Source organism: Christiangramia aquimixticola (assembly GCF_048285835.1).
Taxonomy (GTDB): Bacteria; Bacteroidota; Bacteroidia; order Flavobacteriales; family Flavobacteriaceae; genus Christiangramia; species Christiangramia aquimixticola.
Window position 1 is genome coordinate 283,547 of sequence record NZ_JBLVTL010000003.1, and the last position, 17,976, is coordinate 301,522.

Here is a 17,976-nt window from a genome sequence, read left to right on the forward strand (position 1 = left end):
ACTTGCATAAACTAATCACACTATGAAAAGGATAATCGTAGATTATAAAAAGCTGACTCCGGAAATACTAGGTCTACTTGTGGACAAGTATCCCGATGGCTATGACGATGACCAAATCATCTCTTTCAAAAATGCGAAGAATGAAACTGTTGATGCGGTAGAAGTGCGAACTGAAGATACCGTTTACCTGGTTAAAGTAAGTACCCGGCTTGAAAATACCATGGCCAATTTTGATGAAGATGATTACGATGATTCAGAATTTAATGATCCAATCGTTGAAATTCCTGAAAAGAATGACGACGTTGAAGAGGAAGAAGACAAATAAAAAAAGGGACGCAATCGCGTCCCTTTTTTTATTCACTAATAATCTGATTATTATGCATGCTGTAATTTATGCTTCCCTTCTTTAATCTCTTCAATTACCTTAGAATTAAAAGCTTCTAAATCATCAGGATTTCTGCTGGTTACCAGGGCTTCATCTACCACAACTTCTTTATCTACCCAAAGCGCTCCTGCATTTTCCAGATCCTTCTTAATAGAGTTAAAGGAAGTCATCGTTCTGCCTTTAACCACATCTGCACTTATTAGAGTCCATCCGGCGTGACAAATAGCTGCTACCGGTTTACTTTGTTTAAAGAAATCTCTAACAAAAATAAGAGCGGATTCTTCTCTTCTTAGTTTATCCGGATTTATAACTCCGCCAGGTAAAACCAAAGCATCGTAATCTTTTGCGGAAACCTCCTCAAGGGTTTTATCTACATTAAATTCCTTCCCCCAGTTATCAGTATCCCAGGACTTGATCTTCCCTTTTTCCAGACTTACTATTTCTACTTTAAATCCTTCTTTCTCCATTGCATCTTTTGGAGATACTAATTCGATTTCTTCAAAACCATTAGTAGCTAAAATTGCAATTCTCTTTTCCATAATAAAGTTTAATTTTTTAGTTCACCCAAATATACCGGATGAAGAAAGTAATCTCTATTAAGACCCTATTAAATCTAAAACGAAGAAAGTTAAACCTTTTCTAAACCTGTTAATTTTCGGGGGATTTGGAGTTCTGTTCGAAATAATCCAGATGGGATTTAAGACGGTCTACTATTTTCTTTTCTTCCTTAAGCTGAATCTTGCGGTCTTCAAGCTTTTTCATTTCCTGATAGATTGCTGGCTCACCAAATCTGTTGGGCTCCACCTTCTCTTTTTTCAGCAAGGCATATTGCACCGTAAATTCAGCTCCAAAAAATAGAATTAAACAGGTATAATAAACCCATAGTAAAATTAGAACTACAGAAGAAGCTCCTCCGTAAACGGAGCCTGGGTCACTTTGGCCAAAATAAAAACTGATTAGGAACTCTCCTATTAAAAACAAAACGGTCGTTAAGGCGGCACCGGTATAGGTAGTTCTCAACCTGATCTTTATATCCGGCAGAAGTTTAAAGATCATTGCAAATAAGGTGGTAATAAAGAAAAAGGTAATCCCTACGTTCAAAAGTTTCAGAATAAATTCTGTTATATCGGGAAATATCTGCTGAACACGGTCTGCAATAAGGTTTACAATTGCTGAAACCACCAGAGCTATTAGTAACAGCAAACCAATAACCAGGATCATCCCGAGAGAAATAACCCGGTCTAAAATTAATCTTAGCAAATTGCTTCTTTTGGCCGCGACATTCCAAATATTATTCATCGCCAGTTTAAGCTGAAAAAATACTCCTGTAGCACCAAATATTAGCATTGATAATCCAAAGATCACCGCCCAGGTTGAGTCCTGTGAAAGTGCAGCATTCTCTACCATAGATTCTATGGCAGAAGCAGTATCTGCTCCTATAAACCGCTCAAATTCACTGGTCATTCGCCCCTGTACGGCCTCCCTGCCAAAAAAATAACCGGCAATACTAACTACTATTATTAGAAGAGAAGGCAGAGAAAAAAGCGCGTAATAGGCAATGGTCGCACTTCTGGCATAAGGTTCGTTCTTATTCCAGCTTACGTAGGATCGCTTTAATAGCTTAAAAAATATTTTAATGTTTTTAAACATTAAAGATAAAATTGATTCAAAATCGAAATATGGTGAAGCACGTGACCAGGCATTATGAAACCTATAGCCCGGGCAGACGCCTTCATATCATTCATATTCCCTGTATTGGTAAGCATGGAATTGGTCATGCTTTTGAACAGAAGTATTGCAGATTCCCTAACAATCTCAAACTCATGGATCAGGTCTACTGGTGTACGGTTTTCAGCACCACTGTTCAGTACATACGTGTCATGATCAAAACCGGGTAATGCCCCGTTTTCGTTTCGTGCAAAACTTAGAGCCCTGTATTGGAAGATCCTTTCTGTATCTATAATATGCTGAACCATTTCCAATATATCCCATTTTCCCGCTGCATACCGATAAGTCCACTTTTCCTTAGGAATGGTTTTTAAAAATTCAACAAATTCAGCGGTATTCTTTTTTAAAGTTGATACCAGTTCTGCATCTGCCGGGATCTTGTCTATGTAACCCCAATAAAAATCACCGATTTCACCTTTTACTAATTCAGACTTCTTCATTTAAGCTGAGTTTCTACTTGCGTTAATATTTCCATATAAAGATCTGGTCACCATCTTTTCATAGATCTCGATCTTTTCTTTATTCTTTTCAGGATCTTTACTTAACTCCTGAACCATTCTTAAGGCATGTTGCTGGATGGTCAATAATGGTAAAACAATTCGCTCCCTCGCCTGGATGGATGCTTTCCCTGCAGGCTGATTTTCCATCAAACTATCATATCCCGTAACTTTCAATAACATGGCTTTGGTCCTGATAAATTCATCATGGATCACCTGCCAGAATTCTCCAAATTCCTCATCATCCTTCATATAAGCAGTTAAAGGAAAGAAAGACTTGGTAAGACTCATCATACTGTTTTCCAGCAGTGTTTTAAAGAATTCAGAATGCTCATAAAACTCCTTTACTTCATCAAATCTACCGGCTTTATCCAGTTTTTCCATAGCGGTTCCCACTCCAAAGAATCCAGGGACATTTTGTTTTAACTGGCTCCAGCTTCCCACAAAAGGAATAGCCCTAAGATCGGATAAGTTTAGTTCTGCCGATTTGTTTCTTTTTGAAGGCCTGCTTCCAATATTTGTTTTCGCGTAATATTTAAGCGTACTCATTTTTTCCAAATAAGGAATGAATCTGGGGTGTTTTTTAAAATTGCTATAAGTCTCGTAGCTAATGTCTGCCAGCTCATTCATAGTCTGCCTTGCTTTATCGCTAAGCAAATTTTTACCATTACTAAAAATCTCATTGGAAACCCCGGAACTAAGTAGTTGTTCCAAGTTATAAGTACACGAATCCTTTGTTCCAAAATTGGAACTAATAGTTTGCCCCTGTACGGTTAACTGGATCTCTTCATTCTCAATGGTTGGTCCCAAAGAAGCATAGAATTGGTGAGTTTTCCCACCTCCACGAGCCGGTGGTCCTCCTCGTCCATCAAAAAATACTACTTTGATCCCATATTCCCTGGAGATCTTGGTTAGTTCTTCTTTCGCTTTATAAATACTCCAGTTAGCCATTAAATATCCGCCATCTTTCGTCCCGTCACTAAAACCAAGCATGATGGTTTGTTTATTTCCTCTTCGCTCCAGATGTTCCTTATAAACAGGATTGGTATAAAGTTTTTTCATGACAACATGAGCACTTTGGAGGTCGGGAACCGTTTCAAAAAGCGGGATCACATCCACGCTTGGTTCTTCCCAGCCGCATAATCTTAAATATGCAAATGGCTGAAGCACTCCCTGTATACTACCACAGTTACTTATAATGTATCTATTCGCACCAGGTTCACCACTTTTCTTCTGAATCTCCTGCATGGCATAAATTGAAGATAAAGTGGATTTTGCCATGCCTTCTTCAAAATCTTCAGGATCGATCTTTGCGTTTAAACCGGTTAAAACTTTAACCTGTTCTTCTTCATTTAATTCAGCATAATTCGAAGGAAGTAAATCAGGCTTAGTTTGCATGATCTCTTCTAAAACCTCATTGTGAATACCAGCATCCTGACGAATGTCCAGGGTGGCAAAATGGTACCCGAAAAGATTCACCTTATTCAGCATATCATCAATTTCGTCCACGAACAAAGACTGATGTTTAGTCATCACTATCTCCTTGATCTGATTTAACTTAGAGATAAAATCTTCAAGCGATAGTTTAATATCTCCGGTACCTGAAACTGCAGAGTCATAAAGCCCCTTTTCCATTTCATTCATAAGTTCATGAACACCTCTAAAAGTGAGTCTGCGCTTAAGCTCTCTAATGTCACGGTAATAATTAAGTAAAATGGTTCTTCGAAGTCTTTTAGCCACCCTAAGTGTGATCTCTGTAGTCACGAATGGATTCCCATCCCGGTCACCTCCCGGCCAAAAACCAAGATTTATAACCTGATTCCCTACATCTTCTCCATCGAATATATTTTGCTGAATGTAGTTATGGATTTTACTCGCGCTTTGATAGAAAACATTTTCAAAATACCAGATCAAGCTAACCGCCTCGTCATAAGGAGTAGGTTTTTCCTTTTTAAAGAATGGTGTTTTACCCAATTGCGCAAGCAATGCCTTGATTTTTACCAGATCATTCTTTTGAATTGCATTGTCCAGATCTGTAATAATCCCAAGCACAGTTCCCGGGTAAAATTGTGTGGGATGCGCAGTTAGAGTAGGTCTTACTTTAAATCGCTTCAAATATTCCTTTAGCTCTTTTACTTTCTGCTTGGCTTCCGCTTCCTCCTTCACATTTCGAAGCGTTCCCCTTCCATCCATATTATTGACTATTGGGAACGAAGCATCTTCTATTGCATCAAATAGTACAACCTGTCTTTCTATATACTGAATGAACCTGAACAACAAATTGTTCCTGTCATCTTCAGAATGTCCATCTTCATATTTATTGAAAAATCTTTCTACAATTTCTGAAGGATTCTTGTTCTCTTTGAATCCTTTTTCGCAGATATCCTGAAATAAGGGTAATAAAGCCCCTGTCTTCTGAATCTCATCATATGGAAGCGTAAGAAATATACTATTGTATACCTGGTATTTTGCCAGAACATTATCATTGAATCTATCTAACCTTGGTTCCCTATGCATGACGATAATAATTTAGTGAAGTGATTTAGAAATATAAAAAAACCCTTTAAACATAACAGCCTAAAGGGTAATTTTTAATGAAAGTTTAGGACTGTTTACATGTCTTTAAAAATGGAATGCATCAAACGCTTTTTATCGTTGATACTTTCCTCAAGAGAAATCATAGTCTCCGTTCTGTAAACTCCTTCAATATCATCCAGCTGGAAAATAATTTCCTTGGCATGCTGAGTGTTTTTCGCACGAATCTTACAAAACACATTGAATTTACCTGTAGTTACATGAGCTACAGTAACAAATGGTATTTCATTGATCCTTTCTAAAACGAATTTTGTTTGCGACGTATTTTTAAGAAAAACTCCAACATATGCGATAAAAGCATAACCGAGTTTTTTATAATCAAGAGTTAGTGATGATCCAATAATGATCCCCGCTTCTTCCATTTTCTTTACTCTTACATGCACGGTTCCTGCTGAAATTAGAAGTTTTTTTGCAATATCAGTGAAAGGAGTACGTGTATTCTCGATAAGCATGTCAAGAATCTGGTGGTCTGTTTCGTCTAATTTAAACTTGGCCATCTTAAAGTTCTATTTTTAATGAACTTCAAAATTAATACAAAATCGTTGAATTATTGATAATTAATTCGATAATTATTGGCGTTTAAACTCTAATTCTTCATTATTTATGAGAATTTTATTAACTATAACGTTTTCGATAATTGGAGATGAATCAGGTAAATTTAAAATCCCTCCTTTTCCATCGATTTCATAATGTCCATAATTTTCAATTTTCGGTGCTATTTTTTCAATCACAGGGACCATATCGATTTGATCCTTTTTTAAGGTCTCTTTAAACTGAATAGAAAAGTCACATTTTTCTCCATCAATTACCACATCCCGAACAACTACATCGTTAAACAACTTTCTATTTTCAGGAATTTCGAAATATTCTGAAAAATCTCCTGTACGACCTGTGGCAATTTGATATAAACATGCCATTAAAGACTTGAAAACATATTTTCGTGTAATCTCCCGCTCATAATCTTCGGGATAATGACCTGCCTCAAATAATATGGTGGGCGTGCCAAGACTTTGAAAAGTATCCCCCGCACAGTTGATATTAAAACCATCATCATACTTTCCTATACAACCAGGAAGTTCTGCTACAAGAGTTTTTGCCATTCCTGCAACCAGTGCCATGCTTTTTTTGCGGGATTCATCAATTGATCGCTCTTTATCCCGGGAAGGCGTTAAAAAGGACAGTACAGCTGATCTTCTATCATTGCCCGTGCTAAATATTGTTCTTTGATCATGCAAATTCAAACAATAATCTGGCTGGATGAGGTTATACTGCTCCATTAACAACCTGCTTTCCGGTTGAGAAAGATCCTGCATATCGCGGTTTAGATCAATTCCATTCGCATTAACCCTTGTGTAAGCTTTTGCTCCATCAGGATTTAAGACAGGAATTATATAAATGGTGCAGCTGTTTAAGATTTCGTTGACCAAAGAATCTTCTCTGGTGATATTAAAAGCATTTAGAAGATCCAGAACAGCTTTCGTGGTCGTTGATTCATTTCCATGCATCTGAGACCAGGCAAGGATCTTAATTTTTCCTTCCCCAATCTTTAATCTGTAAATAGGAATATCATGAACAGAGCTTCCCACTATTTCAGAATTATAAGCCGAACCAAAATCTTCAAGAGCTTTTTGAAGATGATCATTAGCTAGATACCTGCCGGATATTCCTTCATATTTAATTCCCGAATAAGGCCGGGATTCAAACCATTTTTCTAATACATCAATATTCATGTTTACAAAATTAAACAATGTAAATTTTACAATTGTAAACAGTCTAAAGTTATTCTGGACTACACAATTGTAAACAGACCTTCCCCTCAATAAACACGCATTCTTGGAATATATCCTATTGAATTGTTTTTACTCTTTAACCTATTCTTTTTTAGACATTTAGACTGGTTTAAGTAAAGTGATTGTTTGTGCTAAATAAATAAGTTTACACATGAAATCAGTTATACTCGATTTAATTATTTACATTTGTAACATAGGTTTTAAACAAGTAGATGTTACAATGGTAAACACAGATAAGTTCGCTTCCAGACTGGGGAAAATCCTGAAATATTATGATCTTTCTGCCGCCTCATTCGCTGATAAAATTGAAGTGGGGCGATCCTCTATTTCCCATATTCTAAGTGGAAGAAATAAACCAAGTCTGGACTTTGTAATGAAAGTGGTAAAGAATTTTCCCGAGGTAGAATTATACTGGTTGCTAAATGGTAAAGGAGAATTTCCTGCCTCTTCTACTTCGCCTCTTATTGAAAATAAAAATTTGCCTCAGGGAAAACCAGTTTCATCGCAGAACGTTCCCGACGAAAAAATTCAACATAATAATCCGCCACAAACTGTTTCCGGCATTCCGGATTTTAAAAAAGGCAAAGGAAAAGACATTCAGCGAATTGTTATCTTTTATACCGATGGTAGTTTTGAAGCCTTCGAAAATTAGATAAATTTGCAGCATGCGCAAATATTTACTTCTACTGCTATTACCTTTCTGTTTATCGTGTTTTAATGCAGAAAGGAACTGTACCGATTTTAAAACCGGAACTTTTGAGTTCGAAACCTATATTAACGGGAATTTGGAAAAATCCAGGTTTATACGAAATGACAGTATTGAAATAGAGCAATACAAAGGATCTACAGACACATCTTTTGTAAGATGGATCAATGACTGTGAATATATATTAAAGAATAAGAACCCTAAGAATATGGCTGAAGAGAAGCCAATTCATATCAAAATACTTACCACCACAAAAAATGGCTATACTTTTGAATATGGGCGTGTGGGAGAATCAAAAAAAGCACGCGGACAGGTTGCACGCGTACAGTAATACCTTATAACTTCTTTTCTCGTAAAAGTTTATTCTGCTCTTGCATAAGATCATTTAAATTGGAAAGAAGCTCAATATCTTTTGGTGTTACCACCGCTTTATCTTTAGGATCCTGTGCTCTGTTCCTGAAGCGGTTCATAAATTTAACCACCAGAAATACCACAAATCCTATCACAAGGAAATCCACCAGAGTTTCAATTAATAATCCATAACCTATGGATACTTCTTCTTCGAATCCGGGAACACCCTTTTCCCCAATTTGTTCTTTTAAAATAAACTTCCTGTCGGCATAGTTTACACCATCAGTAAGCATACTTAAGGGCGGCATGATGACCTGTTTTACCAGAACATCTACAACTTTATTAAAGGCAGTACCAATGATGATACCTACTGCCATGTCTATCATATTGCCTTTTACGGCAAACTCCTTGAATTCTTTAAATATTCCCATTACTCGTCAAATAATGATGGTTGACTTTCTTTTCCTGTCCCGCTATCCTTGGTTTTAAATGTTTCAGGCTGAATACCTTCTGCATTAACATCTTTGCCTTCAGATTCCTGATCATCTTCTTCAGATGCATCGTTCTGCCCTTCGTAAGAAATAGGATCCAGAAGATTAATTTGATTCACCTTTTCTGAAGTTAATTGGTTTCCTAAAGCTTTTATTCCCTTTATAGCGATAAACTCCTCAAGGTTTATTTCCTCATTCTCTCTTCTCTCTTTCCCTTTTGGCTTGGTATATACAATTTCGGCCATTGGATAATAATCTGTGGAAACTATTTCAAGGAAGGATTCCTCATGTTCACTTATAAATTTCTCCTCCTTATCAGGATGTTCAATAAGGAAACGCTTTACATAATAACGTTCCTTTTCCGGTTCCCAATAGATTGCCGTAATCGGTTTATCTTTTACCCATTTTTCCAGAATAACGATCTCCTCGTCAAACCTTGTGGTTAATTCAGGCTTAATAGTTTTAACAACACCATCCTGAGTTACAATTAAAAGCCTGTCTTCTCCCTTGAATTCTCCTAATAGCTCTCCACGTTCATCGACATTCAGCCTTTTTACCGTATCATCGAACCAGATTCGTCTTGGTTTCAAAGTGGAAACTCCTTCTTCCTTCAACTCTATTCTTTTTACAGAATATTTGGTTGCAATGTTTCCTTTTACATTCCGGCCTTTGATAAGTACATCTGCAAAATCCAGATCGAATTTTACTTTTCTTATACTTCCCACCTGCCTTAGGAATATAGTTATCACTTCTGCTTCCCCATTAGGATTGGCTGAAAAATATAGCACTTTGGAATCCTTCTTCCCCTGACACAGGTCATATTCCCTGTCTCTGGTAATAGAAGTAACGGCAAACCTTTTTACATAAGCTTTCCCCGCTTTTCCATCACGGTAAACCATATTGTAAATGGTTCGCTTATCCTTTTTCTTAAAGATGGCGACATGAATGATATCTTTACCAATAAATGTCTTGGAATCTACTTTGGTAACCATCATTTTACCTTCAGCGGTAAAACAAATCACATCATCAATATCTGAACAATCTGTCACATATTCCTCTTTCTTCAGTGCGGTTCCAACAAAACCTTCCGCTCTGTTTACATAGAGTTTGGTATTTCGAATTACAACTTTTGTCGCTTCGATGTCCTCGAATAATCTTAATTCCGTTTTACGTTCCCTTCCGGTACCGTAATCTTTCTTCAGCTTTTTAAAATAATCTACAGCGAAATCTACTATATTGTCCAGATGATGTTTAACCTGAGCGATCTCACCTTCTAAAGCATCGATCTTTTGTTGAGCCTTGTCTATATCAAATTTTGAAATCCGTTTAATCCTGATTTCGGTAAGTCTTACAATATCCTCCTCGGTCACCTCTCTTTTTAGATGCTGAGTATACGGCTTTAATCCTTTATCGATAGCCTGGATCACTCCATCCCAGGTTTCTTCCTCTTCTATATCCCGGTAGATCCTGTTTTCAATAAAAATTCTTTCCAGGGATGCAAAATGCCATTGCTCTTCAAGTTCGTCCAGTTTGATCTCCAGCTCCCTTTTCAGCAGGTGAAGCGTATGGTCTGTAGACCTGCGTAAAACTTCTGAAACTCCTAAAAATATGGGTTTATGATCAATGATCACACATCCTAACGGTGCCAGTGAATTTTCACACTGAGTAAAGGCAAACAGGGCATCAATTGTTTTATCTGGAGAGATGTTACTTGGTAAATGAATAAGTATCTCTACCTGGGCGGCGGTATTATCTTCGATCTTCTTGATCTTGATCTTCCCTTTTTCATTCGCCTTTAATATAGAATCTATTAAACTTGAAGTATTTGTTCCATAAGGGATCTCATTGATTACCAGCGTATTTTTATCCAGCTGATTAATCTTGGCTCTAATCCTTACACGACCACCTCTTTTCCCATCATTGTAGTTAGAAACATCTGCCACTCCTCCCGTAGGAAAATCCGGGAACAGTTTAAAACTCTTCCCCCTTAAATGCAGAATAGAGGCATCTATTAATTCGTTGAAGTTATGAGGAAGAAATCTTGTGGATAAGCCTACCGCAATCCCTTCTGCTCCCTGTGCCAGAAGCATTGGGAATTTAACAGGCAGATTAACCGGCTCCTTTTTCCTTCCATCATAAGACAGTTGCCATTCGGTTAACTTAGGACTAAAAAGTACTTCCAGAGCAAATTTTGAAAGTCTGGCTTCGATATATCGAGGCGCAGCCGCCCTGTCTCCGGTAAGTATGTTCCCCCAGTTACCCTGAGTATCTATTAAAATATCTTTTTGACCAATTTGGACCATGGCATCCCCAATACTGGCATCCCCATGAGGATGGTATTGCATGGTATGCCCCACGATGTTCGCCACTTTATTGTAACGACCATCATCAAGGTCTTTCATGGAATGCATAATACGCCTTTGAACGGGTTTAAATCCGTCTTCAATTGCAGGGACCGCCCGTTCCAGGATCACGTATGAAGCATAATCGAGGAACCAGTCTTTATACATCCCGGTCACCTTTATTAATTCTTCTTTATTTTCCAACTGCTCGTCCTGAGCTCCTTCTTGGTTTTCTTCCATTAGGCAGTAACTTTAGGAGTGGTTTCTAAAACTTTATTTAAAGAATCTACCATTCCACTTTTCTTTTTTCGGGTTAAAAATGTTGTATTAAAAGTATATTTTCTAAAGCCCTTTTTTCTTCGGGAACTAATATATATAGTAAGGGCAGAATAAATACCATAATCCACAAATCTGAACTTTCCCAATTTACGCTTGGGGAATTCCGCCTTCTTTACGCGGTATTCCATAAATTTTGAGAAAAATACACCATTATTCTTGAAGTTCAGGGTTTCACCATCACTGTCAAAGTCAAAAGCCTGACCTATTCTGTGCACATAAAGTCCCAGTAATAAAGTGATGATATTAGGCAGGAAATGACTGAAACCTATTTCCTGTTCAGAGCTGGAAGCCATGATCTCGATATTCACAAATACATTAGTGACAAATACCGCAACCAGGACGATATAGATGGAGGAAATTACCTTAACTTCATTTCTATTGGTAAATCTCATATTCCAAGGTCTTCGACCAGATCCAGTTCTACTTTTAGATTATCAATAATAAATTCCTGACGGTCCGGTGTGTTTTTACCCATATAAAAACTCAGCATTTCTTCAATGGATTTGTCCTTATCCAACATTACAGGATCCAATCGAATGTTTTCTCCAATAAAATGTACAAATTCATCCGGAGAAATCTCACCAAGTCCCTTAAATCGGGTTATTTCAGGTTTACCTGAAAGTTTTTCAATTGCCTGTCTCCGCTCCATTTCACTATAACAGTAAATGGTTTCCTTTTTATTTCTAACGCGGAACAACGGAGTTTGCAAGATGTATAAATGGTTTTCCTTGATTAGTTCAGGAAAGAACTGCAGGAAAAAGGTAATTAGCAGTAAGCGAATATGCATCCCATCCACATCGGCATCTGTAGCGATCACGATATTATGATATCTTAGATCTTCAAGAGACTCTTCTATATTCAGGGCAGCCTGTAGCAGGTTAAATTCCTCATTTTCGTATACGATCTTTTTAGAAAGACCATAACTGTTCAAAGGTTTTCCCTTTAAGCTGAAAACAGCCTGAGTCACTACATCTCTACTCTTGGTAATAGATCCACTTGCCGAATCTCCCTCCGTTATAAACAGGGTTGTTTCCAGGCAGCGCTCATGTTTGCTATCTCCAAGATGAACACGGCAATCCCTTAGTTTTTTGTTATGAAGACTTGCTTTTTTAGCTCTGTCTTTGGCAAGTTTTCGAATTCCGGAAAGGTCTTTTCGTTCTCTTTCTGCCTGAAGGATCTTTCTTTGAAGATTTTCAGCAGTTTCCGGATTCTTATGTAAATAATTGTCGAGATATTTTTTTACAAAATCATTGATATAGGTTCGTACGGTTGGTAATTTCCCACCCATATCTGTGGAACCAAGCTTGGTTTTTGTCTGACTCTCGAATACCGGTTCCATAACCTTGATGCTAATAGCAGCAACAATGGATTTTCTTATATCACTGGCTTCGTAATTCTTACCATAATATTCTCTTACGGTTTTTACGACCGCTTCACGGAAGGCCGCAAGATGGGTTCCTCCCTGGGAAGTATTTTGACCATTTACAAAAGAGTGGTATTCTTCGCTATATTGAGATTTACTGTGAGTAATGGCAACTTCTATATCTTCACCTCGTAAATGAACGATTGGATATAGCATATCATCTTCATGAATACTATCTCCAAGAAGATCTTTTAAACCATTTTCTGAATAAAATTTTTCTCCATTAAAAACTATGGTCAATCCCGGATTCAGGTATACATAGTTCTTCAGCATTTTCTCTATATATTCATTTCTGAATTTATAGTTCTTGAAAATAGCCTCATCTGGTATAAAGGTGATTTTTGTACCTCTTCTTCTAGAAGTTTCTTCCAGGTGTTCTTCATCCTGTAATTCTCCTTTTTCGAATTCTGCAGCGTGACTTTTTCCATCACGGGAAGATTCAACACGAAAATATGAGGATAAGGCATTAACCGCTTTGGTACCCACCCCGTTTAAACCTACAGATTTTTTAAAGGCCCGGGTGTCGTATTTACCACCGGTATTCATCTTGGAAACAACATCTACAACTTTTCCAAGAGGAATTCCTCTACCAAAATCACGAACAATGACCCGCTGGTTCTGCACAGAAATCTCGATGGTTTTCCCTGCGCCCATTACGAACTCATCTATACTGTTATCTATAACTTCCTTTAAAAGGATATAAATTCCATCGTCCTGACTGGATCCATCACCGAGCTTCCCGATATACATCCCGGGACGCATACGAATATGCTCCTTCCAGTCTAACGACCGAATATTATCTTCGGTATATTTAGTATTCTCGCTCATAAGTAGTCATGGAGTTACGGCCTAAATATAAGGCAATACCTAAAAAACTGAAACACTTCAGCCTTAAAGTAATTAACAAAGATTTTAGATGTAATGTTAATTAAGTACTTTTCACAGAAAACAACCTGAAAATCAGAGAGATAATTATTCCCGATCTGGCTTCCTTTAGGAATTACCAGACCGAAATTTTCCAATTAGCACTTATATTTTTACAGACTTAAACGTTAAAACGGAAATGCATTACATCCCCATCCTTGACAATGTATTCTTTTCCTTCCACACGCATCTTACCGGCTTCCTTTACCTTGGCTTCACTTCCAAAACTCACATAGTCATCGTAAGCAATAACCTCAGCCCGGATAAATCCTTTTTCAAAGTCGGTATGAATAACCCCTGCAGCCTGAGGAGCAGAAGCTCCTACCGGAATGGTCCAGGCTCTTACTTCCTTAACTCCGGCAGTAAAATAGGTTTGAAGATCTAATAACTGATATGCTCCGCGAATCAATTTAGCCGATCCCGGCTCATCAAGTCCAATATCCTGAAGGAACATTTGTCTTTCTTCGAAATCTTCCAATTCAGTAATATCAGCTTCCGTTCCAACAGCAAGCACAAGAACCTCAGCATTTTCATCCTTCACGGCTTCGCGTACTCTCTCAACATGCTCATTCCCATCTACTGCAGCTCCCTCATCTACGTTACAAACATACATTACAGGTTTATCTGTAATAAATTGAAGTGGCACTATAAATTCTGCTCTTTCATCATCGGTAAGTGTGATGGCACGAACAGATTTACCGGCTTCCAACCCTGCTTTAACTTTCAATAAAGCAGCTTCTTCTTTCTGAGCTTCCTTATTACCGGTCTTAGCAGCACGCTTCACCTTGTCAAGTTTTTTCTCAGCAGTTTCAAGATCTTTCAACTGCAATTCCATATCAATGGTTTCCTTATCTCTAATTGGATCGATAGAACCATCAACATGCACAATATTATCATCCTCAAAACATCTTAGTACGTGAAGAATCGCATCGGTTTCCCTAATATTTCCAAGAAACTGATTCCCCAAACCTTCTCCTTTGCTGGCACCTTTAACAAGACCTGCAATATCAACGATCTCTACCGTAGCAGGGATAACTCGTTCAGGGTTTACAAGCTCTTCTAATTTAAGTAAACGGGGATCGGGAACATTTACCACTCCAATATTTGGCTCAATAGTACAAAAAGGAAAATTCGCACTTTGGGCTTTGGCATTACTCAAACAATTAAAAAGAGTTGATTTTCCAACATTAGGTAGTCCTACGATTCCAGCTTTCATATACTTTAATTTAGATGCTTTGTTTTTGCGGCTGCAAAGATAGGTATTAGAATCGAGAATTTTATACTAAGCGCAAATCGCTTAAATGATTTATTCATCTGCCACGCCATTGGCAAAAATTGAACTGAAAAATGGAGGTTAATAAATTAGAATTTCCCAATTCAATTCTACGCAAAAGCTGGTATTCTTTTGGTTCGATTTTATAAAATAAATGACTCTTCAAATAAAATTTCTTCAAAAAAGGAAATCATAAAGTCTTTATGAAATTTTCAGGTTTTACTTGTGATTAGCTATATTGCTGTAACTAATTAAACTTAAAACTATTTAATATGACAAGAATTTTACTTTTTATTGCCCTTTGTGCAATGCCCGGATTCCTGGTCGCACAGGAGGTAACTGGACTGGTTACAGATAATTCGGGTAACCCACTCCCCGGTGTGAATGTTTTTGAAAAAGGCACTTCTAACGGTACTACTACAGACTTTGACGGATTGTACACCATCGAAGTTAGCGATAACGCTACCCTGGTTTTCAGTTTTGTTGGGTTTGACGAGAAAGAAGTGGCAGTAAATGGACAATCCCGGGTAGATGTTACTATGAGCGATGGGGTTTCTTTAGGTGAAGTTGTTCTTGTAGGATCCAGAAGCCCTAAGCGAACTTCCACCGACACTCCGGTAGCAGTAGATGTAATCGATGTAAGTGAAGTTAATACTCAAACCGGAAAAATAGAAGTAAATGAGTTGCTGCAATATGCCGCTCCTTCCTTTAATGCTAATAAACAATCAGGATCTGATGGTGCAGATCATATAGACCCTGCTTCCTTAAGAGGTCTGGGCCCGGACCAAACCCTTGTTTTGATAAACGGAAAACGTAGACACCAGTCTTCCCTTATTAATATATTTGGTACTCGTGGAAGAGGAAATACAGGAACCGATCTTAATGCCATTCCTGCCAACTCCATTAAAAGGATCGAAATCTTAAGAGATGGAGCTTCTGCTCAGTATGGATCTGATGCTATTGCCGGGGTTATAAACATTGTTCTTAAAGACGCCGTTGAAAAATTCAGTGGTAGTGTGAACTATGGTTTTTATAATACCAATGCTCAGGGTGATTTCCCGGCAGGAAATCCTAATACAGATGGTAACCGATTGGATACAGAAAGAGATGGTAACGCCATAGGAGATGATAAGAACTTTGATGGCGGATCTTTAAAAGTAGCTGCTAACTATGGATTCGAAATTGCCGAAGAAGGTTACGCCAACTTCACTATGGAATACCTTAATAAGAATAAAACGCTAAGACCTGGTTTCGATTTCCGAAGAGGATTTGGAGAAGCAGCGATCGAAGGTGTAAATTTTATGGGGAATGTTTCAGTTCCATTATCAGACAATACTGAATTTTATGCCTTTGGAGGTAGAAACTACAGAGATACAGATGCCTATGCATTTACCCGAAACAATCCTACAGCGCGAAATGTGGTAAGTGTTTATCCTAATGGATTCACTCCGCGTATAACCTCTATTATTACCGACAATTCGGTAGCTGCAGGTTTTAAAACTAAAACTGAAAGCGGTTGGAATGTAGACCTGAGTAATACCTGGGGGAAAAACTTCTTCCACTATTATATTAAAGGAACCATCAATGCATCTTTAGGAGAAGTTTCTCCTACCGACTTTGATGCAGGAGGTCATAGCTTAAGCCAGAACGTTATTAATCTTGACTTTTCGAAGTATTATGAAGATATGCTGAATGGGGTAAACTTTGCCTTTGGTGCAGAATACCGAACTGAGAATTTCGAGATCTTTGCCGGTGAAGAAGCTTCCTATGCAACTTATGATGAAGACGGGAGACCTATTACCAACCCGGATGTTCAGCAACAACCTATAGATCCAATTACCATGGATCCAAGACCAGGTGGTTCTCAGGGATTCCCTGGCTATGGTCCGGATAATGAAGTAGACCGAAGCAGATCCAATGTTTCCCTATATGCCGATGCTGAATTTGAATTTACTGAAGCTTTCCTTTTAGCGGCCGCTGCAAGGTTTGAAAACTACAGTGACTTTGGAAGCACTTTAAATGGTAAGCTTGCCGCAAGATTAAAGGCAACAGAAGATGTGAATATTCGTGGATCTGTGAGTACAGGATTCCGTGCTCCTTCGCTGGCTCAGATTTACTATAACTTAAAGTTTACCAATTTCGTAGGTGGAGAAGCTCTTGAGTCTTTACTGTCTCCTAACAATAGTCCGGTAACCGCATCCTTTGGAATAGGACCACTTCAGGAAGAAACTGCATTAAACGCATCTCTTGGATTTACTGCTAATTTCGGACAATTTACGGCTACTGTAGATGGATACTATATAAATGTACAGGACCGTATTGTATTAACCGGAAACTTTGATGCTCCACAAATAGACAATGTGGAAGCCGCACAATTTTTCACCAATGGTGCCGATACAGAAACAGTAGGACTTGATATTGTTCTTTCTCACAAGGTCGACCTTGGAAAAGGTAGACTTTCAACCAGTTTTATTGGGAACTTTAATGATATGACCATCACAGATGTCAAAAATGGACGCCTGGATGAGCAGACTTTCTTTGGAGAAAGAGATAAGTCATTTTTACTAGCTTCAGCTCCAGATAGCAAATTGACTCTTAATATGAATTACAATCAGGAATGGTTTGATATCGCTCTTGGCTTAACCAGATTTAGTGATGTAACCTTGCTTGACTTCCAAATGTTCGAAGATGTGGCAGATTATGGTAGCCTGGCTAATCAGGTTGCTGCAGCATCTGATGTTTACGAATCCAAAATTGTAACAGACCTTAATTTAGGATTTAAATTGAATGAATCTCTTAAACTTAATATAGGGAGTAACAACCTGTTTAATGTGTATCCAGATCAACAAGATGACTGGACAGAAGCAGGAGGTTATTGGGATGCTGTACAAATGGGATTTGGCGGTGCATATTATTACGCAAAGCTGAATATTCAGCTATAAATAAACGTCAATTTTACACTATTAAAAGCGGGTTTTTACCCGCTTTTTTTGTTGAATTAAAATCAATAAATTCCGACTATTAGTTAAGGAACTCTTAATTTTTTATGTATTTCGACGATATTAAACGTCATTTCATCGAAAATTAGAGATATTTTTATAGTTTCAAACCGGAACTCACTATTCCGCGTAA

The 17,976-nt window shown here is 37.9% G+C and carries 15 protein-coding genes; 4 read left to right on the plus strand and 11 right to left on the minus strand.

Features of this window, described 5'->3' with window-relative positions; all coding sequences use genetic code 11:
* The first annotated feature begins 22 nt into the window (after positions 1-22).
* Positions 23-325, plus strand: coding sequence for a hypothetical protein (locus ACNKXV_RS08205; RefSeq protein ID WP_417907228.1), 303 nt, complete (start codon positions 23-25; stop codon positions 323-325).
* 50 nt (positions 326-375) lie between these two features.
* On the opposite strand, the gene ACNKXV_RS08210 is transcribed toward ACNKXV_RS08205, so the two are convergent.
* The 6 genes from ACNKXV_RS08210 to ACNKXV_RS08235 all read right to left on the minus strand — a co-directional run bounded on the left by ACNKXV_RS08210 (position 376) and on the right by ACNKXV_RS08235 (position 6,935).
* Complete coding sequence (locus ACNKXV_RS08210; RefSeq protein WP_417907229.1) at positions 376-924, minus strand: type 1 glutamine amidotransferase domain-containing protein; 549 nt, start codon at positions 922-924, stop codon at positions 376-378.
* Positions 925-1,033: 109 nt separating this feature from the next.
* Complete coding sequence (locus ACNKXV_RS08215) at positions 1,034-2,035, minus strand: YihY/virulence factor BrkB family protein (protein ID WP_417907230.1); 1,002 nt, start codon at positions 2,033-2,035, stop codon at positions 1,034-1,036.
* A complete protein-coding gene (locus ACNKXV_RS08220; RefSeq protein ID WP_417907231.1) occupies positions 2,035-2,553 on the minus strand; it encodes a DinB family protein in 519 nt (172 codons plus the stop codon). The genes ACNKXV_RS08215 and ACNKXV_RS08220 overlap by 1 nt, the downstream gene beginning before the upstream one ends.
* The gene (locus ACNKXV_RS08225) at positions 2,554-5,127 is read right to left on the minus strand and encodes a phosphoenolpyruvate carboxylase (protein ID WP_417907232.1); all 2,574 of its coding nucleotides are present in this window, start codon (positions 5,125-5,127) and stop codon (positions 2,554-2,556) included.
* A 95-nt stretch (positions 5,128-5,222) separates the two neighbouring features.
* Positions 5,223-5,702, minus strand: a complete 480-nt coding sequence (locus ACNKXV_RS08230) for an Lrp/AsnC family transcriptional regulator (RefSeq protein ID WP_026934463.1) — start codon at positions 5,700-5,702, stop codon at positions 5,223-5,225.
* A gap of 72 nt (positions 5,703-5,774) precedes the next feature.
* Positions 5,775-6,935, minus strand: a complete 1,161-nt coding sequence (locus ACNKXV_RS08235) for a M14 family zinc carboxypeptidase (RefSeq protein ID WP_417907233.1) — start codon at positions 6,933-6,935, stop codon at positions 5,775-5,777.
* Positions 6,936-7,215: 280 nt separating this feature from the next.
* Here ACNKXV_RS08235 and ACNKXV_RS08240 point away from each other — a divergent pair, with 280 nt between their 5' ends.
* Both ACNKXV_RS08240 and ACNKXV_RS08245 read left to right on the plus strand, forming a co-directional pair.
* Entirely contained in the window at positions 7,216-7,647 is a 432-nt protein-coding gene (locus ACNKXV_RS08240) for a helix-turn-helix domain-containing protein (RefSeq protein WP_417907429.1), read from the plus strand.
* A gap of 13 nt (positions 7,648-7,660) precedes the next feature.
* Positions 7,661-8,032: a DNA topoisomerase IV gene (locus ACNKXV_RS08245; RefSeq protein ID WP_417907234.1), complete on the plus strand. Its 372-nt coding sequence runs from the start codon at positions 7,661-7,663 to the stop codon at positions 8,030-8,032.
* Positions 8,033-8,036: 4 nt separating this feature from the next.
* Here ACNKXV_RS08245 and mscL read toward each other — a convergent pair whose 3' ends face one another.
* From mscL to ychF, 5 genes are all read right to left on the minus strand, one after another.
* Positions 8,037-8,483 (minus strand): large conductance mechanosensitive channel protein MscL, encoded by a 447-nt coding sequence (gene mscL / locus ACNKXV_RS08250; RefSeq protein WP_417907235.1) that lies wholly within the window; start codon positions 8,481-8,483, stop codon positions 8,037-8,039.
* Positions 8,483-11,125: a DNA gyrase/topoisomerase IV subunit A gene (locus ACNKXV_RS08255; RefSeq protein WP_417907236.1), complete on the minus strand. Its 2,643-nt coding sequence runs from the start codon at positions 11,123-11,125 to the stop codon at positions 8,483-8,485. Before ACNKXV_RS08255 ends, mscL begins: the two co-directional genes overlap by 1 nt.
* Positions 11,125-11,616, minus strand: a complete 492-nt coding sequence (locus ACNKXV_RS08260; protein WP_417907237.1) for a hypothetical protein — start codon at positions 11,614-11,616, stop codon at positions 11,125-11,127. Before ACNKXV_RS08260 ends, ACNKXV_RS08255 begins: the two co-directional genes overlap by 1 nt.
* Entirely contained in the window at positions 11,613-13,475 is a 1,863-nt protein-coding gene (locus tag ACNKXV_RS08265; RefSeq protein WP_417907238.1) for a DNA topoisomerase IV subunit B, read from the minus strand. The genes ACNKXV_RS08260 and ACNKXV_RS08265 overlap by 4 nt, the downstream gene beginning before the upstream one ends.
* Positions 13,476-13,692: 217 nt before the next feature.
* Complete coding sequence (gene ychF, locus ACNKXV_RS08270; RefSeq protein WP_417907239.1) at positions 13,693-14,787, minus strand: redox-regulated ATPase YchF; 1,095 nt, start codon at positions 14,785-14,787, stop codon at positions 13,693-13,695.
* A gap of 329 nt (positions 14,788-15,116) precedes the next feature.
* Between ychF and ACNKXV_RS08275 the strand changes: the two genes are divergently transcribed.
* Positions 15,117-17,786 (plus strand): TonB-dependent receptor, encoded by a 2,670-nt coding sequence (locus ACNKXV_RS08275; RefSeq protein ID WP_417907240.1) that lies wholly within the window; start codon positions 15,117-15,119, stop codon positions 17,784-17,786.
* Positions 17,787-17,976: the final 190 nt, after the last annotated feature.